15 protein-coding genes are annotated in these 26559 nt (G+C 64.5%); 13 read left to right on the top strand and 2 right to left on the bottom strand.

All coding sequences use genetic code 11. From position 1 onward, the window contains the following. The first annotated feature begins 35 nt into the window (after window positions 1-35). From J3474_RS17090 to J3474_RS17115, 6 genes are all read left to right on the top strand, one after another. On the top strand, window positions 36-1103 hold the full coding sequence (locus J3474_RS17090; protein WP_207094958.1) for a LacI family DNA-binding transcriptional regulator: 1068 nt from the start codon (window positions 36-38) through the stop codon (window positions 1101-1103). A gap of 242 nt (window positions 1104-1345) precedes the next feature. After that, window positions 1346-1858 carry an RNA polymerase sigma factor gene (locus J3474_RS17095; RefSeq protein WP_207094959.1) on the top strand — a complete coding sequence of 171 codons (513 nt, stop codon included), beginning with the start codon at window positions 1346-1348 and terminating at the stop codon, window positions 1856-1858. Then, window positions 1852-2895, top strand: a complete 1044-nt coding sequence (locus tag J3474_RS17100; protein WP_207094960.1) for a FecR domain-containing protein — start codon at window positions 1852-1854, stop codon at window positions 2893-2895. The genes J3474_RS17095 and J3474_RS17100 overlap by 7 nt, the downstream gene beginning before the upstream one ends. A 134-nt stretch (window positions 2896-3029) precedes the next feature. Beyond that, the gene (locus J3474_RS17105; RefSeq protein ID WP_207094961.1) at window positions 3030-5906 is read left to right on the top strand and encodes a TonB-dependent receptor; all 2877 of its coding nucleotides are present in this window, start codon (window positions 3030-3032) and stop codon (window positions 5904-5906) included. A gap of 107 nt (window positions 5907-6013) precedes the next feature. Beyond that, window positions 6014-7453, top strand: a complete 1440-nt coding sequence (locus tag J3474_RS17110) for a phosphoesterase (protein WP_207094962.1) — start codon at window positions 6014-6016, stop codon at window positions 7451-7453. Between the two features lie 202 nt (window positions 7454-7655). After that, complete coding sequence (locus J3474_RS17115; RefSeq protein ID WP_242528447.1) at window positions 7656-8813, top strand: glycoside hydrolase family 6 protein; 1158 nt, start codon at window positions 7656-7658, stop codon at window positions 8811-8813. A gap of 26 nt (window positions 8814-8839) precedes the next feature. Here the strand turns inward: J3474_RS17115 and J3474_RS17120 are convergent, their stop codons facing one another. After that, on the bottom strand, window positions 8840-9874 hold the full coding sequence (locus J3474_RS17120; RefSeq protein ID WP_207094963.1) for a LacI family DNA-binding transcriptional regulator: 1035 nt from the start codon (window positions 9872-9874) through the stop codon (window positions 8840-8842). A gap of 143 nt (window positions 9875-10017) precedes the next feature. On the opposite strand from J3474_RS17120, the gene J3474_RS17125 reads away from it, so the two are divergent. The 7 genes from J3474_RS17125 to J3474_RS17155 all read left to right on the top strand — a co-directional run bounded on the left by J3474_RS17125 (window position 10018) and on the right by J3474_RS17155 (window position 23758). Continuing rightward, window positions 10018-12531: an exo 1,3/1,4-beta-D-glucan glucohydrolase gene (locus J3474_RS17125; RefSeq protein ID WP_207094964.1), complete on the top strand. Its 2514-nt coding sequence runs from the start codon at window positions 10018-10020 to the stop codon at window positions 12529-12531. Window positions 12532-12551: 20 nt separating this feature from the next. Further along, complete coding sequence (locus J3474_RS17130) at window positions 12552-15179, top strand: TonB-dependent receptor (protein ID WP_207094965.1); 2628 nt, start codon at window positions 12552-12554, stop codon at window positions 15177-15179. 556 nt (window positions 15180-15735) lie between these two features. After that, on the top strand, window positions 15736-16980 hold the full coding sequence (locus tag J3474_RS17135) for a TolC family protein (RefSeq protein ID WP_242528449.1): 1245 nt from the start codon (window positions 15736-15738) through the stop codon (window positions 16978-16980). Beyond that, window positions 16973-18154 (top strand): efflux RND transporter periplasmic adaptor subunit, encoded by a 1182-nt coding sequence (locus J3474_RS17140; protein WP_207094966.1) that lies wholly within the window; start codon window positions 16973-16975, stop codon window positions 18152-18154. Before J3474_RS17135 ends, J3474_RS17140 begins: the two co-directional genes overlap by 8 nt. A gap of 185 nt (window positions 18155-18339) precedes the next feature. After that, window positions 18340-19788, top strand: coding sequence for a glucan biosynthesis protein (locus J3474_RS17145; protein ID WP_242528450.1), 1449 nt, complete (start codon window positions 18340-18342; stop codon window positions 19786-19788). Continuing rightward, on the top strand, window positions 19785-21617 hold the full coding sequence (mdoH, locus tag J3474_RS17150; protein WP_207094967.1) for a glucans biosynthesis glucosyltransferase MdoH: 1833 nt from the start codon (window positions 19785-19787) through the stop codon (window positions 21615-21617). Before J3474_RS17145 ends, mdoH begins: the two co-directional genes overlap by 4 nt. 113 nt (window positions 21618-21730) lie before the next feature. Beyond that, entirely contained in the window at window positions 21731-23758 is a 2028-nt protein-coding gene (locus tag J3474_RS17155) for a M3 family metallopeptidase (protein WP_207094968.1), read from the top strand. An 85-nt stretch (window positions 23759-23843) separates the two neighbouring features. On the opposite strand, the gene J3474_RS17160 is transcribed toward J3474_RS17155, so the two are convergent. Further along, window positions 23844-26315: a PhoX family phosphatase gene (locus tag J3474_RS17160; protein ID WP_207094969.1), complete on the bottom strand. Its 2472-nt coding sequence runs from the start codon at window positions 26313-26315 to the stop codon at window positions 23844-23846. Window positions 26316-26559: the final 244 nt, after the last annotated feature.

Genomic DNA, 26559 nt, shown 5'->3' on the forward strand with positions numbered 1-26559 from the left:
CCCCTCGCAGGCCTCGTGGGCCTATGTCCTCGGTCATGAGCCCAGGTAGCACACCAGATGTAGATCCGGCCCCGAAGGAAGGCGCCGAAACCGCGAAGGTGAAGACGCTGGCGGATCTCGGCAAGATCGCCGGGGTGACGGCGGGGACCGTTTCGCGGGCGCTGGCGGGCTCGGAGCTTGTCAACAAGCGTACGCGCGAGCGCATCCTCGCACTGGCCCACGAGCACGGATTCCAGCTCAACCAGATCGCCAGCAAGCTGCGATCGAAGCGCACGGGAATGATCGGGGTCGTCATTCCGCTGGGACACGAACGCAACCAGCACATTTCCGATCCGTTCTTCATGACCCTGCTTGGCCATCTTGCCGACGAGATCACCGAGCGTGGCTACAGCATCGTACTTGAGCGCGCGATACCGGAGGAGAAGCCCGACTGGCTGGATCGCATCTGCGGTTCGGGCATGGTCGATGGCGTCATCCTGATCGGCCAGTCCGACCAGTTCGAGACGATCGAGCGGGTTGCCGAGGCTTATGGTCCGCTGGTTGCATGGGGGAGTCACCGTGAGGGGCAACTTCACTGCGCAGTCGGCACCGACAACCGCGCAGGCGGAGAGCTCGCAGCACGGCGACTGCTGGCAGGCGGGGCGACGCGCCTGGCATTCCTGGGCGAGACGACCGGCGTCGAAATCGCCGAGCGCTTCGCGGGCGTGAAGGACGTGGCGGATCAGGTCGGGGTCTCGCTGGTCCACTTGCCCTGCCACATGTCGTTCGAACTCATGACCGGCGAACTGGAAAGTCTGATGGCCCGACGGGGCGCGGACTTCGACGGCATCATTGCAGCGTCGGACCTCATCGCCATGACCGCCCTCAAGGTCCTTTACGGACAGGGCAGGCGGGTCCCAGCCGACGTACAGGTGATAGGCTACGACGACCTGCCGCTGGCCGGGCAGACAATGCCCCCCCTGACCACGATCCATCAGGACATTTCCGGCGGCGCAAGGGAGATCGTCCAGCGCTTGCAGTCAGCCATTGCCGGCAAGGATAGCGCCTCGCTGGTCATGGCTCCCCGATTGATCGAACGCGAGACAACCCGCCGGCCCGCTTGAAGCGCCGTCACCCGTTGCAGCGGCAAGTCGCGCTGTCGTCATCAATGCGAAACAAAACTCGTGACGGGGGTGCTCCCGGCCCCGGCACGACTTCATTCGGAATGTCCGGTCCAACCCGTCTCGCTTGTCTGAGCATCGGGTACCGCTTCGCTTTTGGGCCGCCGTGTGGAGTTGATTGTGACCAGGAACAGACCACGGGCTCCGGGATTGCCGACAGATTCGTGCACTGGCGGCCCTTCGGCATGACCGCAAACACCTTGCCATTCGGGATCGGTGTCGGCGAGCGGCGGGCACTGGTCGCCTTCCTCGTGCGCAAGGCGGGCAGCGAGATGCTCGCCGAAGACATCGCGCACGATGCGATCATCCGCCTCGTTGAGTTCCAGAGGCGCGAGAAAGTGCGCAACAGCAAGGCGCTCCTGTTCAAGATCGCGGTTAACCTGCTCATCAATCACCAGCGGCGCGAAAATCGTACGGTGGAAGGCGTGACCGACGAATTCGTCGACGATCGCCCGACCCAGGATCGCACTGCGCTCGACAGCGACAGGCTTGCCCAACTGCAGCGCGCGATCGACGCCCTGCCACCCCTGCGGCGCGAAGTGCTGGTCCGCCGCCGTCTGGAAAACCAGTCTTACGAAGAGATCGGGCGGGCGCTCAATCTTTCGTCTGCGGCCGTAGAGAAGCACGTGGTACGCGCACTCGCATCCTTGCGCGCGTACCAGGACAAGCACGTGTTCGAGGGAGTATCGCCATGGTGATCCGCATTGGAGCCTTCCGTCATTACGAGGAGCGGATCGACGAGATCCAGGCGCAGGCGGCGTTCTGGGTGGCGCGCGAGAACAGCGGACGAATCCGCGAGGCCGAGCGCATCGAACTGCGCGAATGGCTGGCCCGCAGTCCGGCGCACGAGCTGGAATATACCCTGGCCGACAGTCTATACGCCGACGAAACCCTGATAGCTGCCCTAAGGACGGCGCCGCGCCTTGCCGCGCAGTGCAGGGCAACGCCGGTCGAGGGTGCGCTCGATCGGGTGAAGCGGGGCCTTGCGGCAATCGCGTGGCCCAAACTTGTCGCGGCGAGCTTGTGTATCGCGCTTTGCTTCGCGTCCGCCAGGGTGCTCTTCCAGCCGAAACCTGACGCTCCGACTGAAGATTCCCGCCTGGCCGGGGGCATGGTGCTGGAAACCAGGCCCGGTGAACGTCTGCTGGTCCAGCTTCCCGACGGCAGCCGTGTCGAACTGGGCGGTGATGCCAGCGCGGAAGCGCGTTTCACGCCCGCGGAGCGTCACTTTGCGCTGCGCCGGGGCGATGCGCATTTCGATGTTGCCCATGACAAGTCGCGGCCTTTCCTGATCCAGACAAGGCGGGCCGGGGTGCGCGTGGTGGGTACGCGCTTCCTGATCAGCCAGTTGCGCGACGATACCCGCGTCGACGTCTATGACGGCACGGTCGAAGTCCGACCCGACCGCGACGAGACTTCGAAGCTTCTGCTCAAGCGTGGCTCGCGGGTCACGATAGGCCGCGACGTCACGCTCACCCACTTTGACGCAAGCGACGAGAACGATTGGCGAAATGGGTGGGTCGATGAAGCGCAGATCTCGCTCGGCGAACTGGCCGAGCTTGTAGAGCGGCGTAGCGGCGAACGTATTGTTGTAGATCAGGGGCTTTCACAATTAAAAATTTCGGGTCGTTTTCGGATAAACAGGCCTGACGAAATCTTCGATAAACTCGGGAGAGTCTATGGCTTTAAGAATTATCATAAGGGGGATGCATATTATTTGATCAAAGTTGATTAGTGTAATAAAAATGAAGCAATAAGTACTTGAAACTTTAATAAAAAATATTGTCCGGGTCCTCTGTCGAACGCTGTCTTGTCAGTCGAACAAGCACTAGCTGTTGTTGCGGAGGAATTGTGTTCAAGACTTTACGAATGTCCTTGCTTGCCTCGAGCATTCTGCTCGCGGGAACTTCCGGCGTCGCGCAGGCTCAGGACCGGGGGCAGGCTGCGGCCACCTATCAGGTGAAGCTGACGGCCCAGCCGCTTTCCGAAGCCTTGCGTGCGCTCTCGCGCCAGACCGGACTTGAAATCGTCTTTCGTCCCGAACTCGTGCGTGGGCGTAACGCTCGCGCCGTTTCCGGAAAGTTCAGCGCGCAGAACGCGCTCGACCGCCTGCTTCTGAACAGCGGACTGATCGTCCGCTACGCCAATGGCACTGCATTTCTCGAGCGCGCTCCGGCACAGCGGCAGCCTGCCGCGCTCGTCGCCCCGGCGAGCGCCGCTGCCACCGTCGGCGCGAGCGAGGACAACACGTCCGAAATCGTCGTGACCGGCACATACTCGGCCTCGATTTCGGACGCGCTCGATCGCAAGCGTTCAGCGAACAATGTCGTTGATTCCATCGAGGCGGTCGACATTGCCAGCTTCCCTTCGCAGAACCTCGCCGAAGCCCTGCAGCGCCTGCCGGGCGTCACCATCGAGCGTGACCGCGGTGAAGGTCTCTTCGTCAAGGTCCGCGGCCTCGGTGCCAATTTCCAGGTGACCCTGCTGAACGGCCAGTCGATCGCGGTGAACGAGAACGTGCGCGATAGCGGCCAGAGCGGTCGCCAGTTCCGCTTCGACACGATTCCGGCTGAACTCGTTGCCGGCGTCGACGTCGTGAAAAGCCCCTCGGCCAATCTCGAGGAAGGCGCCATCGGTGGCATCGTCAACATTCGCACCTTCAAGCCGCTCGATCTGGATTCGGGCAAGCTCGTCGTCAGCGCCGCAGGCAGCTATGCCGAGAAAGCGGATCGCGTCGATCCCAACTTCTCGACGCTTGCCAGCTGGAAGAACGACAGCGAGACTTTCGGCGCGCTCATCGCGGCGACCTATTCGAAGCGCTCGACCCGCCAGGACCGCCTTACCGGCATCAGCTGGGGCGTCGATGAGCTCGATCTGGACGGCGATGGCACCGGCGATGGCGAATATCTCCACCCCTGGTCGCTGCGCCCGACGCTCGAGCAGGAAGACCGTGAGCGCTATGCTGTCAACGCAGCAGTGCAATTCGCACCGAGCGACGCCGTCAATCTCGCGCTCGAAGGCTTCTACACGCGCCTCAACGACTACTACGACGAACTGACTTATTCGGTCGGTTTTGATCCCGAGACGCTCGAGGCGGGCAGCGCGGTCGTCAAGGACGGTGTTGTCGTGGGTGGCATCAGCCAGTCGGACTCGCAGATCAGTCGCGATATCTCGGACATGGTCCACCAGAACTGGTTCGTCGGTCTGAGCGGTGACATCAGGGCCGGCGGCTGGACCTTCCATCCCAAGGCCTACATCACGCGGGCTCTGTCCGATACGGCCGGGCCGATTACCCGTACGCGCCTGAGCGGACCGATCGGGCGTGTCCGCTTTACGATGCCGAAAGCCGAATCCGGCGCGATGCCGACGGTCGAACTGCTCGACAGCAATCTCGACCAGGCGAGCCTGTTGCCGTTCCGCCGGATCGAATGGCGTCCGCTCAAGTCGATCGACAAGGAACACGCCTACGGGCTGAGCGTCGACCGCCCGGTCGATTTCGGTCCCTTCGTCTCGGTCGACTTCGGCGCCAAGTACCGCAGCCGCAGCCGAGACTACGACCGCCGAGACCTCAAGATCGAGACGCTGAAGGGGCAGCACTTCGACGGCACCTACTTCAACCAGTTCCCGTACAGCGACTTCCTGTCCGACATGCAGGGCAGCCTGCCGACGAGCTGGGTGCAGCCGCGTCCGGATCCGTTCTGGAACGAGTCGGATACCAGTGCCGTCGCCAACCCGGAGCGTACCCGCGCCGACTTGCGCAATTCCTATCAGATCGATGAGCAGATCACTTCGGTCTACGGCATGGCGAATTTCGATTCATTCGTCGGCGCGCTGCCGTTCCGTGGCAACATCGGCATGCGCTATGCACATACCCGCCAGACCTCATCGGGCCATGCGGAGACCGGCACCGAGGCGCTGCCGGTCAGTTTCACGAGCACCTATGACGACTTCCTTCCGTCGGCCAATCTGGTGGTGGAACCGGTGCGCGACGTCGTCCTGCGCTTCGCGGCCGCCCGCGTGATCACGCGCCCGTCGCTGGCCGACCTCGCGCCGCGCCTGACGCTCAACTCCTCGGGTCTGATCTTCGAAGCCAATGGCGGCAATCCGCAGCTCAAGCGCTTCCAGGCATGGCAGTACGATGCCGGCGTCGAATACTATTTCGCGCCGCGCAGCGCCCTGATCGCAAGTGTCTTCTACAAGGACATCGGCACCTTCGTGTACAATCAGGTGACCGACTTCACCGTCGACGGCAACGTCTATGCACTGACCGCACCGACCAATGGCGGCGAAGCATGGGTCAAGGGCCTCGAGCTGGCTTTCCAGCACCAGTTCACCTTCCTGCCAGCGCCGTTCGACGGTCTCGGCCTCCAGGCGAACTACACGGTCACCGACAGCCAGGCGAGCTATAACGCCACGCTCAAGGACGATCTCGCCGGCATCGCCAAGCACAGCTACAACATCACCGGCTTCTACGAGAACGGACCGTTCGAAGCATGGCTGAGCTATAGCTGGCGTGGCAACGTCCTGCAGTCGGTCGGCACCAACGATCGCCTGTCCACGAACTCCAAGGCGTTCGGCAGCATGGACGGCAGCATCAGCCTGCGGGTAACCGACTACGCGCAGATCTCGTTGCAGGGCATCAACATCCTGAACGCGAAGCAGCTCGACTACGTCGATGACAACTGGCTTGGCGGATACACCGACTATGGCCGCACCGTGCGCCTTTCGGCACGCGTGAGCCTCTGAGTTTGAGCCTCTGAGTTACTGACGCGCGGGCACCCGGTTCTTTCCTGAAAGGAAGAGGGCCGGGTGCCCCTCGTTCCGGGTTTCCCGGAGAGGTTGGAGGAACACCCATGCGTAAAGGCATCTTCGTCAGCCCGCTGCTCGCCATTGCCGCGCTCATCCTCGCCACTGCCGCAAGCGGCCCGCAAGTGAGCGGCGTCGGAGCAAGCCGCAAGGGCGGTGCGCGCGAGTGGCTTGCCGGGGATCATCACGTCCATTCCGAATTCAGCGCAGGCTGGCAGCTCGACCCGGCGCATCCCGATGCCCCGCCCAAACCGGTCCTGGGCGGGGACAGCCGCCATACCGGATTGCAGAACGCGCAGATGGCACGCCGCTTCGGTCTCGACTGGATAGTCGCGACCGATCACGGCGGTCCACGCCACTCCGAACTGAACTATCGCATCGCCTGGCCGGTGATCGAGGATGTACGCAAGGCGGTTCCCGATCTTATCGTGTTTTACGGGCTTGAGTTCGATACGCCCGGCGGTGAGCATGCGACGCTCATCATGCCGCGCGATCCCTCCGAGCGCGAAAACCTGCGCCGGATCGAGGCCGGCTATGCCGAGCGCGACGCCTGGCCGGCCGACCCGTCGCGCGATACGAAGCCCAGAATGCTGGAGGCCCTGCGCATGATGGAGGGTTTGACACCCCGGCCCGTTCTGCTTGCCAACCATCCCTCGCGCACGGCCACAGGCCTGGGCCTCTGGGGCCTTCATGACCCGCAGGAATTCCGCCGATGGATGGATGCGGCACCCCATGTCGCAGTAGGCATGGAAGGCATTCCGGGCCATCAGGCTGCAATGCCGGAAAATGGCAACGACGCCGCCCATGGTTCTCGCGGCCTTTACGGCGGCTACCCGACGATGGGCGGCTTCGATCAGATGACAGCGACTCTGGGCGGCGCATGGGACGCAATGCTGTCCGAAGGGCTCCACTGGTGGATAACGGCGGGGTCGGACTCGCATGGTCACGTCAGCGAAGGCGGGGCGGATTTCTGGCCCGGCGAATATGCGAAGACGTGGGTTCACGCGCAGCGCGATCCGGCTGATATCCTCGATGGTTTGCGCAAGGGGCGCGTCTTCGTGAGCACCGGAAATCTGGTGACGGGGGTTTCGCTCTCTGTCGCCGGAAAGCCGGTCGAACTGGGCTCGACGACTGCGCTGCCTGCGAATGTGCCCGCGGTGCTGACGATCGAGGTTGCCGGGGCTGCTGGCGAGCCGGGGATGGCGGCGGATGATGTGCTCGATCATGTCGATGTCATCGTCGGCTCCGTGGGCGCAGCAGGTAGGACCGATACCCAGGTTGCCCGCCGATTCTCGTTATCCAGGGCCCGCGGCAAGAGCGGCAATGTCACGCTGGATTACCGGATTCCGGATTTCACGGGAAAAATCTATCTGCGCCTTCGCGGCACCAATACCCGGCAAGGCGAGCCGGACGTCGACGTTCCGGGTGAAGACCCGCGCGCCGACCTGTGGTTTTATACCAACCCGATCTTTCTTGCCCGGGAATGACGCCTCGCCGCTTCGATCGCGGGGCCGGCAAACACAGCTGCTGCTGGGCCTCGCCGCCGGAGGGCATTCGGCCTTCTCGTTCAACATTGTAATCCTCCCATTCTTCCCTGCTGGATAGGGATTTGATAATCCGCAAGTTTCACGGAGGAATCTGAAGCTTGTGATCCGTTTGATGCTCACGCTCATGTTATGCGCGTGCCCCTTGTCTGCGCAGGCAAACGAGGTGGAGGGGCGCAGGCTGTTCGTCGATCCCAAAAGCACGACGGCCAGGGTGGCGGAACGCCTGACAGGCCAGGCACGCCGCGATGCCCTTTCGATGGCGCGTATTCCTTCGGCATCCTGGTTTACCGACGGGACGCCCGAAGGGGTCGAACGCAAGGTTCGTGCCCTCGTGGATCGCGCTGCCGCGCGGCGCGAGGTGCCGGTGCTCGTGGCTTACAACATCCCCTATCGCGACTGCGCGCTCTATTCTGCCGGGGGCGCGAAGGACGGCGCAGCCTATCGTGCCTGGATCCGGGGATTTGCCAAGGGTATCGGCGATCGTGAGGCGATCGTCATTCTCGAGCCGGACGGGCTGGGCGTTATTCCTTGGCACCGGACGCTTTCGGGAGAGCTTGAGAATTGTCGACCCGACGGCATCGACGAACGTGCCGCCGATACGCGCTTTGAACTGTTGCGCGATGCGGTTCTGGTTCTGTCCGCTCTGCCGAATGTCGGCCTCTACCTGGATGGTACGGGGAGCGGCTGGCTGTCTCCTGCGGAAGCGTCAAGCCGGCTGATACGCGCCGACGTAGCGCGGGCGGATGGCTTTTTCCTCAATGTCTCGAATTACGAAAGCAATGCCCGTCTGGTCCCTTACGCGCGATGGATCAGCGATTGCATCGCGCTGGTGAATCGGGGCGGGCTGGAGCCTCGCCAGTGTCCCGCGCATGAAAAAGGGGTGGACGACGATAATCTCGCCGCCGCCTCGGCACGAACCGCCGCTGCCTACAACCAGTTGTTCGGGCAACTGGGAGTCGCTCGCGATCCGGCGCTTCAGAAGCGGGCGGTGATCGACACCAGCCGCAACGGGCGTGGCGGTTGGTTGCCTCCGCAGGGCAAGTATCGGGATGCGGAGGTCTGGTGCAATCCGCCCGGGCGCGGGCTGGGGCGGCGACCGACGCTGGAGAGCGATGAGGCCTATGTCGATGCCTATCTCTGGATCAAGATCCCCGGAGAATCGGACGGCGAATGTCTGCGCGGGCGGGGCGGTCCAGCCGACCCCGAGCGTGGTGTAGTCGCGCCGCCTGCGGGTTCCTGGTTCGCAGCTCAGGCGCGGGAACTCGTCGAACTTGCAGATCCGCCACTGATCGCGAAGTAGTCTGTCGGGGCAACGGGCAGGCGCTTTCAGGCCGGTGGCGGAACGGTCGAGGCGCGGATGAGAAGTTCGTGGGGGTGATCGCGGCGGCGCGGTTCCTGCACCTCGCTGTCGCCGTCGAGCGCGGCGATAAGCCGGTCGGCCGCGTCCCACGCCATTTCGCGTACGGGCTGGTTCACCGTGGTCAACTGCGGCCAGGCGGTGCGCGACACTTCGGAATTGTCGAAGCCGGCGACGGACACCTCCTGCGGAATTGCAAGCCCCAGCTCGCGCGCCGCGGCCATCGCGGCGACGGCCATGTCGTCGTTCTGCGCCAGGATCGCGGTAGGCCGGGGCGAGCGGCGCAGCAGCTCCAGCGCGACCCGGTAGCCGACATCGAACGTGAAGTCGCCGGTGACCACGAGGTCCTGATCGATGGCAATGCCTGCTTTTTCGAAAGCGCGGCGATAGCCGTCCATTCGCCCGATGCTCGCGGCGTGGGAGGGATCGCCCAGAATGATCGCCACGCGTCTGTGTCCAAGCGTCAGGAGATGTGCGGCGACCGCTTCGCCCGCCGCTACTTCGTCCATTGCGACGACGAGGCCGCGATCGAGCTCGCTGTGCGGAGTGATTCGCGCATAGGGCAGCTTCTGGCGGTCGAGCATGTCGAGCAGCAGCGATTGGTCGCAGGCCGGAGGCGCCAAGAGTACCCCGTCGAGACCGGCGCGAAGGAGCAGCTTGCCGAGTTCTTCCTGGCGGCTCGTCACCTGGCTGAAAGGCAGTACGACAAGGCGGTAGCGCCCGGTTTCCAGACGGCTGAGTGCGCCGTTCTGCAGCTCGACGACGTAGCTGGGGCTGGGCCGCTCGTACGTCAGGCCGATCAGGTAGGAACGCCGTGCGATCAGGCTCTGCGCGGCGATATTGGGATGATAGTCGAGCGCCTCCGCGGCTTCCTTGACCTTCTGCCGGACTTTCTCGCTGACGTGAGGAGCATCGTTCAGTGCGCGCGAAACGGTCTTGGGCGTCACGCCAGCGACCCGCGCAATATCGACGATCGTTGGTCGCTTTGAAATTGTGCCCTCCAATCAGCTATTTAGGCGATTTCCCGGATCGCCGCCCCCAAGCGTGAAACCGTCTTAACGGCTCTATTGACTTCTGTCGACAATCGACAGTAAACGTTGACCGCAAGGACGGTAAACGTTGACAATTTTGTAAGGTGGGAGGGGAAATGAAACTGCCGCGCAGCGCCGCATTGGCGTTTGGTACGACGTCGCTGGTGGCCATGGCTTCCGTTTGCTTCGCGAATCTCGCCGTGGCGCAGGGATCCGGTCCGGATGCGGGTGCCGGTCAGGCGCATTCCCAGGAATGGCCCGCCCGACAGGCGACGATCGCCCTCGATCCCGCCGTCGAAAGCCGCATCGACAGGCTCATCGCTGCCATGTCGCTGGAGCAGAAGGTCGGACAGATCATCCAGGCCGACGTCGGCAGCGTGACGCCCGAAGATGTCTATCGTTACCACCTCGGTTCAGTGCTCAACGGCGGCAACACAACGCCAGATGGCAACTACAATACGCCGGCCAGGAAATGGCTGGCGGCGGCGGATGCCTTTTACGCTGCGTCGATGAAGCCGAGCGGAAAGCTCCCCCGCATCCCGATCATCTGGGGCAGCGACGCTGTCCATGGCCATAACAATATCGTCGGCGCAACGCTGTTCCCCCACAACATCGGCCTTGGCGCAACGCGCGATCCGGAACTGATCCGCCGCATCGGCGAAGTAACCGCGATAGAAATGCGCGTCACGGGTCTCGACTGGACCTTTGCGCCGACGCTCGCCGTTGTGCGGGACGATCGCTGGGGGCGTACTTACGAGGGCTTTGGCGAGACGCCCGAGATCGGCGCCAGCTTTGCCGCGCCGCTGATCGAAGGCCTGCAGGGCAAGCTGGGCGACAAGGACTGGCTGCGCGGGCCGCATATCGTCGCCACGGCCAAGCACTTTCTTGGCGATGGCGGCACCAGCGGGGGCAAGGACCAGGGCGACACACAGATGTCGGAAGATCGCCTGCGCGACCTGTTCAGCCCGCCATACATTCCGGCGCTGAACGCGGGCGTACAATCGATCATGGTCAGCTTCTCTAGCTGGAACGGTGCCAAGATGCACGGCAACCGCTCGATGATGACCGATCTCATCAAGGATCGCTGGAACTTCGACGGCTTCCTGGTCGGCGACTGGAACGGTCACGGCCAGGTCGTTGGCTGCACCGCGACCGATTGTCCCCAGGCAGTCGCGGCCGGTCTCGACATGTATATGGCGCCCGACAGCTGGAAGGGCCTTTACCAAACGACGCTGGCGCATGCCAAGGACGGTACGCTGCCGCTGGCCCGCCTGGACGACGCGGTGCGCCGCATCCTGCGGGTCAAGATCCGTGCCGGTCTGTTCGAGGCGGGCAAGCCTTCATCCCGGCCCTATGGCGGGCGCTTCGAGCTGCTCGGCAGCAAGGAACACCGGGCGGTGGCGCGCCGCGCGGTGCGCGAATCGCTTGTCCTGCTCAAAAATGCCGGCAGCGTACTCCCGCTCAAGGCTTCGGCTAACGTGCTGGTGGCCGGAGACGGTGCCGACAACATGGCGAAACAGGCTGGCGGCTGGACGCTGAGCTGGCAGGGAACCGGCACCACGCGCGCCGATTTCCCCAATGCCCAGACCATCTGGGAAGGGATCGATGAAGCGGTCGAGGCCGCGGGCGGCAAGGCGACCTTGTCGGTGGACGGCAGCTATGCGCAAAAGCCCGATGTCGCGATCGTCGTCTTCGGCGAAGATCCCTATGCCGAATTTCAGGGCGACCGTCCCGATGTCGCCTTCGACGATGCTAAGAACCTCGCGCTCTTGCGCGCGCTCAAGGCCAAGGGCGTTCCCACGGTTGCCGTGTTTCTTTCCGGACGCGCGATGTGGGTCAATCCGTTTCTCAATGCCGCTGACGCGTTCGTCGCTGCCTGGCTGCCCGGTTCCGAAGGCGGCGGCGTAGCAGATGTCCTGTTCGGCAAGGCCGACTTCCACGGCAAGCTTCCCTACAGTTGGCCGAAGTCGAGCGACCAGACCGCGGTCAACTTCGGCGACAAGGACTACGATCCACTCTTTCCCTATGGTTTCGGGCTGACGTTCGCCGACAATGGCGCACTGCCGACGCTGTCCGAGCAGCGCGCAAGCGCGGCGGTTGCCGACCCGGGAATTCTCTTTGCCGCAGGCCGGCCGGGCAACGGCCGTAGACTGTTGCTGGGCGCACCGGGGTCACTGTCGACGAACCCGGGGCCCTCGCTGATCGAAGCGCGTGCGGTCGATCGCTCGGCACAAGAGGACTCGGTTCGACTGAGCTGGACCGGCGCGGGCAATGCCATGGCCGCTATCGTTCAGGACCAGCCGGTGGATCTGTCGCGCGAGGCGAATGGCGAACTCGCCCTCGAGCTGGAATTCAAGGTCAACTCCGCTCCGAGCGCCGATGTCAGCCTGCTGATGACCTGCGGGGACAAGTGCGTCGGAGGTTTCCCGATCCGCAACATGCTCGCGCAGGCTGCGGCCACGCAGAAGTGGACGCGCCTGGCGATCCCGCTGCGCTGCTTCGAGAAGGCCGGCGTCGACATGAGCCACGTGGACAGGCCGCTTTCGATCGCGACGGCCGGCCGTCTCGACCTGACGCTCTCCTCGGCGCGCATTCTCGCGCCGTCGGGCCCGCAACTTGCTTGTAAATGAAATCCAACAGGGAGGATGAAATGACTCGGCGTAATTTCCGGCGTACCGCGCTGCTTGCATTGCTATCGTCGGTGGCGGCCTTTCCGGCCCACGCGCAGGAGCGCGCGACCACAGACACGGTGAGCGACGACAGCGAAGCGATCATCGTTACGACAAACCGCCGCGCCGAGAATCTGCAGGACGTCTCGGGTGTCGTTCAGGCGCTCGGCTCCGAACAACTGCGCCAGGACGGCATTTCCGAACTGCGCCAGTTGCAGGTTGCGGTTCCGGGGCTCAGCATTGCCAATCAGGAAGGCAATATCGAGATCTTCATCCGCGGCGTCGGCTCGGCCAACAATACGGAACTGGGAGATCCGGGTGCAGCGCCGCACCTGAACGGAACGTACATTCCGCGGCCGCGCGGCCTGGGCCTGATGTTCTATGACCTTGACCGCGTCGAGGTGAACAAGGGCCCGCAGGGTACACTCTATGGCCGCAATGCGCTGGCCGGAACGCTCAACATCATCACCGCGAAGCCGCGCCTTGGCCAGTTCAGCGGTTATCTGCAGGCCGAAGCCGGCAACCGCTCTTCCAATGCCGCAGAAGGCGCGATCAACATTCCGGTGGGCGACACCTTCGCGCTGCGCGCGGCGGGCTATTACATCAACCGCGACTACGGCTTCAGGAACGCTTCCACCGGTGAGCCCGCGCGCGGTCTCAAGCCGGCCGGTCTCGAGGAAAACTACGCAGGCCGTCTGTCGATGCTTTGGGAGCCGACCGACAAGCTGAGCGTCTCGTTCGTCGGTGACTACGGCAAGGAAACCGGCACCGGCTATCCCGGCGCGAATATCTACAGCGCAGTCGTCGCAACCGGCCTGCGCCCGGAAGATCTGGACCTCAAGGACGTCGTCTATCGCGGTCTCCAGGGCGACATGACGAACGAGCTCTGGGGCGTCCAGGGCAAGATCAACTATGATTTCGGAACCTTCAGCGCCGAGCTGACAGGCAGCTATCGTTCGGTCGACTTCTACCAGGTCAACGCGTCGAGCGACGGCATCAATTATCCGGGCCGCGATCTCTCGGCGGTCCAGTACGACAATTTCTCCGGCAACTTCTGGCAGGCCAAGTCCAAGAGCCAGGTTTATGAAATGCGCCTCTTCGCCAATGACGACCAGCGCCTGCGCTGGAACGTCGGCGGGTTCTATTTCAAGGAAGACCAGGCCGTGGGCTATCTCGCGCTCTCGGATCGCGGCTACTGCTGCTATTCGGCGACCGAATTCGTGATGCCTGACGTGAACGGCGAAAGCTACGCCTTCTACGGTGACGGCACTTACGACGTGACCGATCGCCTGCGCGTCATCGGCGGCCTTCGCTACACCAAGGAGAAGAAGTCGCGCTATGGCATCGGCGGGAACTGGGCACTCACGCTCGGCGGTGAAGACTATACCTGCTGCTTTGCGACGCGTATCGGCACCGAGGGTTTCCGTCCGGCGCTGCTCGACCGGCCCAACTTCGACGTCAGCGGCATCACCTCGAACCAGGACATGGCGCAGTTCCTGATCGAAGGTACCATGACCCCTGGCCTGCGCGACACGCTGATTGCGCAGATCGGCGCCATTGCCGATGGCAGCAACCCGAACGGCACCTGCATCGATCGTCCCGACATCGACAATGGTTTCGTCGATTGCCCCACCAACAACCCTTCGGATCGCAATGGCGGCTTCAGCTATGCCAACCTGACAATTCCCGGCCAGCAGGTGGGTAGCTCGAAGTTCAACTTCGTCGACTGGCGCCTGGGCGTCGAATACGACCTCAGCGACGACAACATGGTCTATGCCAAGGTATCGACAGGTCACAAGTCGGGCGGCTTCAACGACAGCTTCAACGGGTCGCTCATCCCCGAGACCTACAGCCCCGAGAAACTGATCGTCTATGAAGTCGGCAGCCGCAACAGCTTCGATTTCCTGGGGCGCAGGGCAGTCTTCAACCTGACCGGCTTCTACTACGATTACTCGAACCAGGTGTTCCAGGACCTGACCTGCATCAACCTCGACACAAGCCAGACTCCCGCCGTCTGTAACGGGTACTCGCTGGTCAACCGCAACATCGGAGCTTCGCGCATCTACGGTGCGGAGGCCGAACTGCGCTTCAAACTGCCGGCTCACTTCGGTGTCGACGTGAACGCCGCCTATCTCAATACCAAGATCACCAAGGGCACGGTCGCGGACGTGCGCGCCAAGGACGACGAGGCGGGCGGCATCTCGCCGCTCATCAGCCTGGTGGGTAACCGCTTGCCCCTGGCATCGAAGATGAACGTCAGTGCGCGGCTGTCCCAGTGGTTCGACATCGGGTCGGCTCGCTTCGACTGGCAGGCCCTGGTCAACTACCGTTCGTCGTATTTCCTGAGCCAGTTCAACGAAAGCGACATCGTTTTCCTGGACGGGACCCGCCAGAATGCCTTCGAAGCCGGTTTCCCCGACCGTCAGAAGGGCTTTGCGACGGTGAACCTCGGAGCTGGCCTGACCATCGACAACCTGCGCCTCGAAGCTTGGGCAAGCAACCTCTTCGACAAGGAAGTGTCGCAGAAGTCGCTGGTCGGTTCGGCGCTCAACATCCGCTTCCTCAACGATGCGCGCAGTTATGGTCTGCGTGCGCGGATAGACTTCTAAGTGGGGCTCAAGCCGCCTGCAGCGCCGAAACGCGCTGCAGGCGGCTGCGTCCCAGGATAACAGGCCACGAATCAACTGACTGGCACACCTCGGTCAGGGGTGCCGCACGCCGCAATCGTGAGATGCGGCATTATTTCGGCGTTCGCGCAAGGCACGGTCACCGTCTTGCTTCTCTGGACCGCCTGGTCGCAGCCGAGCCGCTGTTTCGTCCGCCGCTGCGATCTCCCAACGACCGATTCCGCCGACGAACCGCCCGTGCCGGCAGGCCGACCTCCCGGCGACGTGCCTGACCGATGGCTCCACGCGCCGGCCAACTGTCACGCGAAATGTCGGGCGGATCGCTATCGAGGGCGCCGGCAAAGGGGGCGGGGGCAACTCGCGTGAACTAACGCGCCTTGCGTGGCTGGCAGCCGCAAACGATCTGTGGCTGGTCCCGTTTCCCAATCGTTTCAGCCGGTTCCTTGCAGCTGCGGACAGATGCGGGCCGTTGTCGACGCGCGGTCATCTCCACCTTGTTGCAATTGCCTCTCGCGGTTTAGCTGCTATGCGAAATTCCGTGTCGGATCTCCCTTCATACCGTTCCACCCTTGCGGCCATGGCGCTGGCGCTGCTGCTGGCGGGATGCACAGCGAACCCGGCCGAGCTGGGAGGATTGCAACCGGCTGCCGAGCCGGTCGAGGCGGGAAGTGAAGCCGCGGCGGCAGAGAGCGGGGAGTGGATGCCGCTGTGGTGGCAGACCGCAGGCGATCCGGTTCTGGCCGATCTTGTCGAAAGGGGCCTGAAGGCCAATCCATCCCTCGTCTGCGACAGCCTCAGCCTGCAGGCCAGGGAACTCCAGGCCGATGCGGCGGCAAGAAAGTTGGGATCGCGCATCCAGCGCCTGTTCAATGCCAGCGCGAGGAATGCCGACGAAGCGGCCAGCCAGGCCCGAGCCTATCGCCATGCCGATCGCCGGGCCCATGTCGCGGCCGACATCGCTGCCGCCTATTTCGAAGTGCGTCGGCTGCAGGAAACTTTCGGCCTGCGCGCAAAGATGCTCGAGCAGTTCAACGACAATGCGGAAATCGCCGGCTTTCGTCGCGAGGCGGGACTGGCGCCGGGCCTCGATTCGGGGTTGGCCGGTTCCTTGGTTTCGGTGACGCAAAGCGATCTCGATGCCTCCCGCGAGAAGCTCGAGGCCGCCAAGCGCGAATTGGCGCGGCTTACCGGCATGGAGCTCGAAGGGCTCGCGGCCACGCTCGGCGATGACGGGAAGGTTCCCGATATCGCCGCGAACGTTGCGGGGACGACGCGTCTTTCGGCGGCGCACCGGGCCGACCTGCTGGCACTGGAGAACAGCCTGATCGCGGACATGACGCGCCAGAAGGTCACGCAGGAGGATCTCGATGCCGTACTCTCCGGCGATACCGAGACGGCACCAGCGGATTCGCCCGCCGCCCTGGCGATCGCCAAGTATCGCGAGGCCCAGCGCGATGCCTTTGCCGAGATGACGCGCGACCGCGAGGCGGTTGCGGCAGCGGCCGTGCGACAGGCGAAGCTGGAGAACAGCGGGCGCGGCGCCCGTATGACGGCGAAGGATGCGCGCCTTGCCTATCGCTCGGGAACCGGGGACTTCTCGACGGTTTACGTGGCGGAGGCAGCGGCGCTCGCCGTCGAGGAAGCGAGGATCAGGGCGCGGGCGGATCTCGCCGCGGCTTCGATCCGCCTGTGGACGGCGCAGGGCCGCGGCTGGAGCGAGGCAGACCTTGCGGCCCCTGCTCCGGGTGTGGGCGTCTTGCCCGAGGTGACGGTCTGTGAGTGACAACGCGCATCATTCCCCGCTCGATATCTTCCTGGGCAAGACGCCGAAGCGCGCCCGGCGGCATCTGCTCAGCCTTTTCTTCCTGACGCTGGCGGCGATCGCCGTGGGCGTGCTGCTGGTGCGGTTCCTGACCGGGACGGACAGCCCCTATTATTCCGCACCGGTCGAGGTGGGGAACTTCGTTCCCCTGCTGGCTGAGCGCGGGACGATCCGGGGGCAGAAGAACATCACTATCAAGGCGCGGCTGGACGGCATCGTTGCGGCCGTGCCCGGACCCGTCAAGGGCAAGGTCAGTTTCGGGCAGGTTCTAGCGCGCATCGACGCCGATCCGGTCAGGCAGTCGCTGGAGATTGCCAGGGCCGACGTCGCTGCTGCGCAGGCCTCACTCGATGCGGCGCAGGTATCGGTGCGGGAAACCGCATCGCGGCTCGCCCGCTTCGAGAGTGTGTGGCGCCGGTCGAACAAACGCGTTCCCTCGCTCAACGAACTGGAAACGGCACGGGCCGACGCAAGCAGGGCGCGGCAGGAGGAGGCCGCCGCCCGTGCGCGGCTGGACGCGGCGCGCTTGCGGGTAAAGGAAGGCGCCGGCGAACTGAAGGCTGCGGTCGTGCGCGCGCCGATCGACGGTTGGGTGGTCGCCCGTTATGTCGAGCAGGGCCGCCGCGTGCGCGAAGGCGTGCCGCTGTTCGCGCTGAGCGCCGGTCTGGAGCAACTCTCGATCACGGTCCCGGTCGCCGGCAACGAAGTCGCGGAACTGCAGCCGGGAGCCAAGGCGAGCGTGCGGCTGGAAGATAACCCCGAGGAAGAGCTTTCCGCGAGACTGGAGCGGATCGAATCCGGTGCCGGTGGGCGCCGGGCGGTGTTCGTGATCGAACATTCCGCCCATCGGGTCACGCCCGGTTCGGCGGCATCGCTGGAAATCGAGCTTCCTGAGCGTAGCGACGTCTTGTTGGTGCCCAATTCCGCCCTCGAATTCGCACCCGAAGGCTCGGTTGGTCGCGATCGTGACCGCATCTATCTCCTGAGCGATGACGGCGAACCGCGCCGTGTCTACGTAACCAAAGGTGGCAGCGACGGCCGGCGCACGGAGATATTTGCAAAGGGTGTGGAGCCCGGCATGCAGGTCATCACCGGCTGGCGCGATGCGCCTGCGCAGGACGGCGAGCCGAAGTGACCGACCGATGCCGTCGCCACGGCGGCCCAATGCGAAACAAACGGTCGTCCCGCGCGTATTGCTGCCCGAGCTTGCGATAACAGCGAAGGTTGAGTGCCCTGTCTGACCAGTCCGGTGCCCAAGCACCTCATCATGTGCCCGCAGAAGGCCATTCGCTGACCCGTCGCGGCGCGTCCGGCCTGATCATGACTCTTCTTGGAATGGCCCTGCTGCCCGCGGGAGCGCTCGCGGCGCGCGGCAGGCTTGGTCCGGGGCGCCCTTTTTCGCACGAGGTGCTGGCTTCGCGCGCCCGTGGACTGGCGGCGCGGCCTTACGTCGCCCCGCCCGCCTCGCCAAATGCCGTTTCCGACTACGACGAGATGGTCAAGCTGACTTACGGCGAGGCGGAGGCTATCGCCGGGCATGTCCGCCTGTTCCCGGCCAGCAAGGCGATCGCGCCTCATGCCGTCACCATGCATATCCTCGAAGCGGGCATGGCGCGCGAGATCGTCGATACCTCGCGGCTGTTTCGCGGCGGAAAGGATGCCGATGCCTCGGGCTTCCGGGTGATGGATGCCGACGGTCGTTCCGACTGGATGGCCTATATCGGCGCATCCTATTTCCGTTCTTCGGGTTCGCGCGACCAGTATGGACTTTCCGCGCGCGGCATCGCCATCGACACGGGGTTGCCGACCGGAGAGGAGTTTCCCGCTTTCCGCGAGTTCTGGATCGAGCAGCTTGGCGAGACGCGGCTGCGGATTCATGCATTGCTGGATGGTCCGAGCCTTACGGGGGCGTATGTCTTCGATTGCATCAAGGGCGAACGGGGCGTCGTTCAGGACGTGACGGCCTCGCTGTTCTTCCGGCGCGACATCAGGCAACTGGGCATCGCCCCGGCCTCCAGCATGTTCTGGTACGACCAGTCCGGCCGGCGCGGCGACTGGCGGCCCGAGATCCACGATTCGGATGGGCTGGCGATCCAATCCGGCAATGGCGAGCGGGTCTGGCGGCCCTTGGAGAACCCGGAGGGGGCCAGGCTCAGCGCCTTTCGCGCTGACGACTGCCGGGGTTTCGGCCTGATCCAGCGCGACCAGAACTTCGACCATTACCAGGACGACGGTGTGTTCTACGACCGCCGCCCTTCGCTCTGGGTCGAGCCTCGGGGCGACTGGGGCGCCGGCGCGGTCATGCTCTACGAGATGCCGACCGACGGAGAGACGCTCGACAATATCGCGATGTTCTGGTGCGGAGACGAACCGGCGAAGGCGGGCGGCAGCCGCGATGTGGCCTATCGCCTGACCTGGACCTCGAACGATCCCAGCGCCGATGCTGCCGCGCGCTGCGTCGACCTGTTCGAAGGACCGGCGGGCATTCCCGGAGCTGCGGCTATCGAGGGCGGACGCAAGTTCGTGTTCGACTTTGTCGGGCCCGGTCTGGCCGGGCTGGATCGTTCCAGCGGCGTGGAAGCGGCGACCAACCTGCCTGCCGAGGCGCTGATTTCCGCGCATGCCTACCCCGTGGTCGGCCAGGAGAACCGCTGGCGGGCGATGCTGGACGTGCGCCCCGGCGCAACAGCCCAGAAGGAATTCCGGCTCTACCTCAAGCGCGGCGATGCCGCGCTCAGCGAGACTGTGATAAAGGTGCTGAAGTCATGACGTCATCCTTGCGCGAGCTTCCCGAGGAAGCGCCGCTGGAAATGCCGGTCCAGCGGCTGCACGGCAATCCTCCCGGCTCGATCGAGGTTGAAACCCGTCCGCATGGGCTGGTCGTCAAGCGTCTGCTCCTGATTGCACTGACCGGGGTCATCGGCCTCGCCGCATCGAGCGAACTGCGCTTCACCTTCTCGCGCGACGGTCTCGATCCGTTCGAGATCGTGTTGCTGCTGTTCTTCGTGCCGCTGTTCTGCTGGATCGCTTTCGGCTTCGTCAGCTCGGCATTCGGCTTTCTCAAGCTGATCAGCGGCGAGCATCCCGGCTTCACCGCGATCCCCAGCCCGGCATCCTCGCTTCGCCACCGCACCGCCGTGCTCATGCCGGTCTACAACGAAAGCGTCGAGGCGACGTTCGGCCGGGTACGGGCCATGGCCCAGTCGATTCACGAGGTCGGCGGGGGCGAGTGGATCGACTTCTTCGTGCTCAGCGATTCGAACGAGCTGCACGGCAAGCGCGAGCTGGCCGTGTGGCGCGAAGTGGCGGCCGAGGCGCAGATCAAGGTCTATTACCGCAGGCGCGAGAAGAACATCGCGCGCAAGCCGGGCAATATCGCCGAATGGGTCCAGCGCTTCGGCGCGGCCTATGAGAACATGCTCATCCTCGACGCGGATTCGCTGATGAGCGGCGATGCCATCGTCGGCATGGCCGCGATCATGGAGGAACGGCCATCGATCGGCCTGCTCCAGACCGTACCGATGATCATCAATGCCCGAACCCTGTTCCAGCGCTGGATGCAGTTCGCCAGCGAGGCCTATGGTCCGATTTCGTCGGCCGGCCTGCTCTGGTGGTCGGGATCGGAGGCGAACTTCTGGGGCCACAACGCCATCGTTCGCACCCGCGCCTTTGCCGAGAGTTGCGGCTTGCCTGAGTTGCCCGGCAAGCCTCCCTTCGGCGGTCACATCCTCAGCCACGACATGGTGGAATCGGCGCTGTTGCGGCGGCGCGGGTGGGCCGTGCACATGGTCATGATCGGCGGCAGCTACGAGGAATTCCCGCCGACCGTTGTCGACCATGCCATTCGCGACCGGCGCTGGATGCAGGGCAACCTGCAGCACCTGCGCCTGCTCGACGCCTCGGGCCTCAACTGGGCGAGCCGCCTCCACCTGCTGATCGGCGCTTCGGCCTATCTTACCTCGCCCGGCTGGTTCCTGCTGATTCTTACCGCCATCGCCCAGGCGGCCTCGCGCGGGACCGACGGCTTTGTCGGCGCCGCTCCGCCCAGCGTGCTGTGGCTCACGGTGCTGCTGCTGTTCGGGCCAAAGCTGATGGGCACGATCTGGATGCTGTCCGATGCCGGGCGGCGCAAGGCATTCGGCGGTGTCGGCGGAATCCTCAAGTCCGTGGCGCTTGAAGTTCCGCTGGCGATCCTGATGGCGCCGGTGACGATGGTGACGCAGACCAAGGCGGTTCTCGGCCTCCTGCTCGGCATTCCTTCGGGCTGGACCACCCAGGCCCGCGAGGCACGCCGCATCCCGGTGCGCGAGGTGATCCTCGACTTGCGCGAGCATATCGGCCTCGGCCTGCTTTTCGCTGCAACCGCGCTTATCGATCCGGTGACGGCGCTGTGGCTCTCGCCGCTGACTCTCGGTCTGCTGGCCTCACCCTGGCTCGTCAGCCTCACCTCCAGCGAGCGGCTCGGCACGCAGGCGCTGGACCGCGGCTACTTCCGCGTGCCGGAGTGCGAAATCGCGCTGCCCGAGGAGCAGGCGCCGGACGATCCGGCCGATGCACCCGGCGCGGACAGGCCCGGGATCGGCTTGGGCCACCCCTGACCGTTGCAACTGCGGGCAAGTCTGCACATCTAGGCAGGGCAAGGCCCCCTGCGTTCTGCGCGGGGCCGATCCCGCCACACCTGTTCGCCGAAACGGCGAAGGAGCCCAATGCAATGTCCGATCCTGCCAATCCCCTGCTGCCCACCGCCGAACTGCCGCGCTTCTCGCAAGTTCGCCCAGAGCAGGTCGGCCCGGCGGTAGAGCAGGCGATCGCCGATCACACGGCGGCAATGGCAGCGATCAAGGCCGAACCTTCGCCCGATTTCCAGAACGTGTTCATGGCGCGCGAACTGGCCGATGCCGCGCTCGACCATGTCTGGGGCATCGTATCCCATCTCAAGATGGTGGCCGAGACGCCCGAACTGCGCGAAGCCCATGCCAAGGCGGAGCCGGTCGTTGTCAGCTATGCCATGGCCCTGGGTCAGGATGCGGATCTCTACCGTGCGATTGCCACCCCTTCGGTACGCGAATCCGCGCCTGACGATGCCGGTTGCCGCGCCGTCGACATAGCCCTGCGCAAGTTCGAGCTGGCCGGCGTCGCGCTGGAAGGCGAGGCCCGCCAGCGCTTCGCCGAGATCGGTGTCGAGCAGAGCCGCCTGTCCAGCGCCTTTCGCGACGCGGTGATGGACGCAACCCGCAGCTGGACCCGCGAACTGAGCGAAGCCGAACTGACAGGTCTGCCCGAAGTCGAGCGTTCGATCCTTGCCGGTGCCGCGGCGGCGCAGGGCAAGAGCGGCTGGCTTGTCACGCTGGATGCGCCCGCCGTCCTTGCCATCCTGACCCACGCCGATGACCGCGCCTTGCGCGCAGAGGTCTATCGGGCCTTCAACACCCGCGCTTCCGACCAGGGGCCTGACGCCGGCAAGTTCGACAACAGCGAAACCATGCTGAAGCTGCTTGAACTGCGGCAGGAGCAAGCGAAACTGCTGGGCTTTCCCGACTACGTCGCCTGTTCGCTGGCCCTCAAGATGGCCGAGAGCGCGCAGGAGGTGGAGGATTTCCTCACCGGCCTCGCCGATCGCTGCAAGCCCAATGGTGCGCAGGAGCTGTCCGAACTCGCCGCGTTCGCCAAGGAGCTCGGGATCGAAGACCTCCAGCCCTGGGACGTGGGCTGGGCGAGCGAGAAACTGCGCAAGGCGCGCCACGATCTCGACGAAGGGGAGATCCGGCGCTTCTTTCCTCTCGACCGTGTGGTCGACGGCCTGCTCGAACTCGTCGCCGAGACGTTCGGAATCGAGGGCCGCGTCGTCTCGGGCGTCGACAGCTGGCACGAAAGCGTCGAGTACCTCGAGTTCACCGACAAGGGCGTGCCGGTCGCGGGTCTCTACTGCGATTACTTCGCGCGGCCCGGCAAGAGCGGCGGCGCGTGGATGAATGGCTTCCGGCCGCTGCTGCGCCGTGCGGGGGAACGGCAGAACCCCATTGCCTTCCTCACCTGCAATTTCGCCGCGGCGGAAAAGGGCAAGCCCTCGCTGCTGACGCATAGCGATGTCGTCACCCTGTTTCACGAGATGGGGCACGTCCTGCATCACCTGCTCAACGAGATCGACGTGCCCTCGCTCGGCGGCGTCGCTGGCGTCGAATGGGATGCGGTCGAACTGCCGAGCCAGCTCATGGAGAACTTTGCGTGGGAGCCGGCGGTGCTGCGCCGCATCTCGCGCCATGTCGATACCGGTGCGCCGCTGGGCGATGCCCTTATCGATCGCATGCTGGGTGCCCGCCAGTTCCAGAGCGCGCTCAAGCTCGCCCGCCAACTGGAGTTCGCGCTGTTCGACCTGTGGATGCATCGCGAGACGAAGCCGGCAGCGGATACCGTGGCGCGTTCGCTCGAAGCGGCCCGCGCGCGTGCAGCCCTCGTGATACCGCCGGAATGGCACCGTTTCGGCCATGCCTTTCAGCACGTTTTCGCCGGCGGCTATGCCTCCGGCTACTACAGCTACCTGTGGGCGGAACTGCTTTCGGCCGATGCCTACGAGCAGTTCACCGAGATCGGGAAGCCTGCCGAGGCCGGGGCGCAGTTCCGCCGCGAAGTCCTCGCCACCGGGGGCAGCCGCCCCGCGCTGGAGAACTTCGAGGCCTTTCGCGGCCGCGCGCCCACGCCCGATGCGCTTCTGCGCCAGAAGGGCCTGCTCGCGGCCTGAGCAAAAAAGAGGGAGGAGGCGCGTGCTGCGCCCCCTCCCGGCATTGTCCGCATACCGCAAGGGCCTGCAGTCTTGAGGGTACCTGTCAGAGCGCGATCACGCCGCCGTCGTCCTTGGTGATGGCGATCACGGCCGAACGCGGGCGCACCGTGGCCGCTGCCGAACCGGCCTGGCTGTCGGGCCAGTGGCTGGTCGGAGCAGCCGGAGTGCCGTCTTCGCCCGGGTGCTGGATGCCGACGAAGAGCGTGCGGCCGTCCGGGGTCATGTCGATGCCGGTGATCTCGCATTCGACCGGGCCGGTCAGGAAGCGGCGCAGGTTCGCGGCGCTTGCCGCCGCGCCAACGACAGTGGCCTGCTGCGCGGTCGAGCCGTCCGAGGCCTTGTTGGTGATCGTCTTCGCGACGCCGTCCCCGACCGTGCCCGGCATCGCGGCCAGCAGCATGCAGTTGGTGCGGTCGGTCATTGCGCCGTCGTCGGTCTCGATCCACAGGAGCGGATTGACTTGGCCTGCCGGATTGGTCTTGCGCGAGAAGTAGAGGCCGTCCGGGCTCGAGAAGTCGTTGTCGTTGGTCAGGCCCGAGATGTTGACGTTGGTCGGATCGGCGTCGGTTGAATCCGCGCCGAAGAGATAGATGTCCCAGGCGAAGGTCGTGGCCGCCGTGGTGTCGCCGTCCTCGCGCAGGCGAATGATGTGGCCGTTGGGGTTGCCGTAGCTGACCGAGCCCGAAAGTTTCGGATCGCCGTAGTGGCGCGGGTTGGCCGCATCGGTGCCGTTGAGCGGACGGTTCGAGGCGTTGTTGTTGGTGAGGGTGAGATAGATCTCGCCGGTCATCGGATTGCCGGCGGTCCATTCCGGACGGTCCATCGGCGTGGCGCCCAGTGCGTCCGCGGCGAGGCGGGTGTTGATCAGGATGTCGGCCTGGTCGGCGAAGACGTACTCGGGCGCCGAACCCGTGGCGGGACGGTTGGGTACCTGGCCGAAGACTAGCGGCAGCCATTCACCGGTGCCGTCGGCATCGAAGCGCGCAACATAGAGCGTGCCGTTGTCGAGATACTTGTCGCCTACGGCGAGACGGTCGCTGGCATTGCCGTCGGCCGCATCCCAGCTGGCGTTCGATAAGTACTTGTAGAGGTACTCACGGCGGGAATCGTCGCCCATGTAGACGCCGACAGGCTGACCTGTGGCGATCTGCACGAAGGCGCCTTCATGGCCGAAGCGGCCCAGCGCCGTCCGCTTGCGCGGCGTCGATGCCGGATCGTAGGGATCGATTTCGACGACCCAGCCATACTGGTTCGGCTCATTGCGATAGTCCTGTGCAGCGCTCGCGCCCAGGATCGTCGCGTTCCACTTGGCGAACATGTCGTCGCTCGGCGTTGCCTTCGACCACGAGAAGTTGCCGCTGGTGCTGGTCACGCCATAGCGGGAAAGGGCCGTCAGCTCGCGGGGCGTGCGTGCGGTGGCGTCACTGGCGTCGCGGCGGAAGTAGAAGGCCCAGTTCTCTTCGCAGGTGAGGTTGGTCGCCCAACCGCTGATGCCGTTGGCGCAGTTGTTGATCGTGCCGCGACCGGCCGTGCCCTCGGACGAGTACTTGGTGACCAGCATCGCCGAACCTGCGGCGGGCCCATGCAGGCTCATCGGCGTGTTGGGCGTGATGCGGCGGTTGAAGCTGCTGTCCTGCACGTAGCTCCAGGTCCGGTCGCCCGCGTCCTTGTACTCGGAAACGCTGACGCCGTGTGCTTCGATTTCCTTCTTCGCCTCCGCAGCCGGACGCGATCCGTCGCCATTGGTCGTCGGACCGTTGGGGTGCAGGTACTGCACGTTCAGGTTTTCGTGGTTCTGGACCATGAGGCCACGCGTCGAGCTGGTATCGTCGCGCGATCCGGCTGCGTTGAGGCCGAAGAAGTGCAGTGCGTCGCCGTGATCGCCGATGCGCTGGGCGAAATTGTCGTCCGATCCGTCGTTGGCATAAGCCGAAACGCCGGCGGCCAGAGGATCGCCAAGGCGCGTCATCACCGTGACCGAGTAACCTTCCGGCACTGTCACGATGTCGTTGAGGTTCTTGGCAACGGCGGCAAAGCCGAGCACGGCCGGAGACACGCGGACCGTGGTCGATGCCGTCTTGCTGACGCCGAAGAGATTGGTCGCCTGATAAGTGAAGACGAAATCGGTCGCGGCTTCCACGGCGGGGGCGATGAACGTCACTTCGTCCCCGCTTCCCATGATCTCGACGCTCGGGCCGCTGCTCTGGGACCAGCCTGAGGACTTCAGACCTTTGATACCGGTGGCGCTGCCGGTCAGTGTCACAATGCGTCCGGCGCTTGTCGCGGCATTGTCGCCGGCGCTGACCACCGGGCCCTCGCCGTTGCTGTCATCCGAGTTGCACGCTGCAAGCATGGCGGTGCCGAACAGGGCCAGGCTCGACGCCTTGGCGCCGCCGAAAATGGTCTGGCGACGCGAAAAGCGCTCGTTTGCCAGACTTTCCAGCGACGGGGTGCGGCTGTCGTTGGTATCGACATCGCCATCCGAATAGGGGGAGGGAGGAAGCAGGTCGGTCATGGTTGCCCCGATGTAGTTGATCGAAGCCGGTTTCCTATGTTCCGATTGTGACATCCCGGGGCCAGTTCCGCGACCGCCAGGCGACGGCACGATGACATTTTTGGGAAAGGGTAAGCCTTCGCCTGCAGGTAAGGTCCGGTACGCAGCCCTTGAATCGCCTTCGGAAGGTCCCATCTTGTTGAAGGGCCTGTTGAAGGCTCGGTCTTTTCGGCCACATCCACGCTTCATGAAACTTTTTTGAAAA

The organism is Novosphingobium sp. PY1 (genome assembly GCF_017312445.1).
Classification (GTDB): domain Bacteria; phylum Pseudomonadota; class Alphaproteobacteria; order Sphingomonadales; family Sphingomonadaceae; genus Novosphingobium.

Bases quoted from the DNA above. Each gene is read 5' to 3' on its own strand.
- J3474_RS17110 (WP_207094962.1), top strand. From the start codon at position 6,014: ATGCGTAAAGGCATCTTCGTCAGCCCGCTGCTCGCCATTGCCGCGCTC.
- J3474_RS17130 (WP_207094965.1), top strand. From the start codon at position 12,552: ATGACTCGGCGTAATTTCCGGCGTACCGCGCTGCTTGCATTGCTATCG.
- J3474_RS17160 (WP_207094969.1), bottom strand. From the start codon at position 26,315: ATGACCGACCTGCTTCCTCCCTCCCCCTATTCGGATGGCGATGTCGAT.
- mdoH (WP_207094967.1), top strand. From the start codon at position 19,785: ATGACGTCATCCTTGCGCGAGCTTCCCGAGGAAGCGCCGCTGGAAATG.
- J3474_RS17145 (WP_242528450.1), top strand. From the start codon at position 18,340: ATGACTCTTCTTGGAATGGCCCTGCTGCCCGCGGGAGCGCTCGCGGCG.
- J3474_RS17155 (WP_207094968.1), top strand. From the start codon at position 21,731: ATGTCCGATCCTGCCAATCCCCTGCTGCCCACCGCCGAACTGCCGCGC.
- J3474_RS17105 (WP_207094961.1), top strand. From the start codon at position 3,030: ATGTCCTTGCTTGCCTCGAGCATTCTGCTCGCGGGAACTTCCGGCGTC.
- J3474_RS17100 (WP_207094960.1), top strand. From the start codon at position 1,852: ATGGTGATCCGCATTGGAGCCTTCCGTCATTACGAGGAGCGGATCGAC.
- J3474_RS17090 (WP_207094958.1), top strand. From the start codon at position 36: ATGAGCCCAGGTAGCACACCAGATGTAGATCCGGCCCCGAAGGAAGGC.
- J3474_RS17125 (WP_207094964.1), top strand. From the start codon at position 10,018: ATGAAACTGCCGCGCAGCGCCGCATTGGCGTTTGGTACGACGTCGCTG.
- J3474_RS17095 (WP_207094959.1), top strand. From the start codon at position 1,346: ATGACCGCAAACACCTTGCCATTCGGGATCGGTGTCGGCGAGCGGCGG.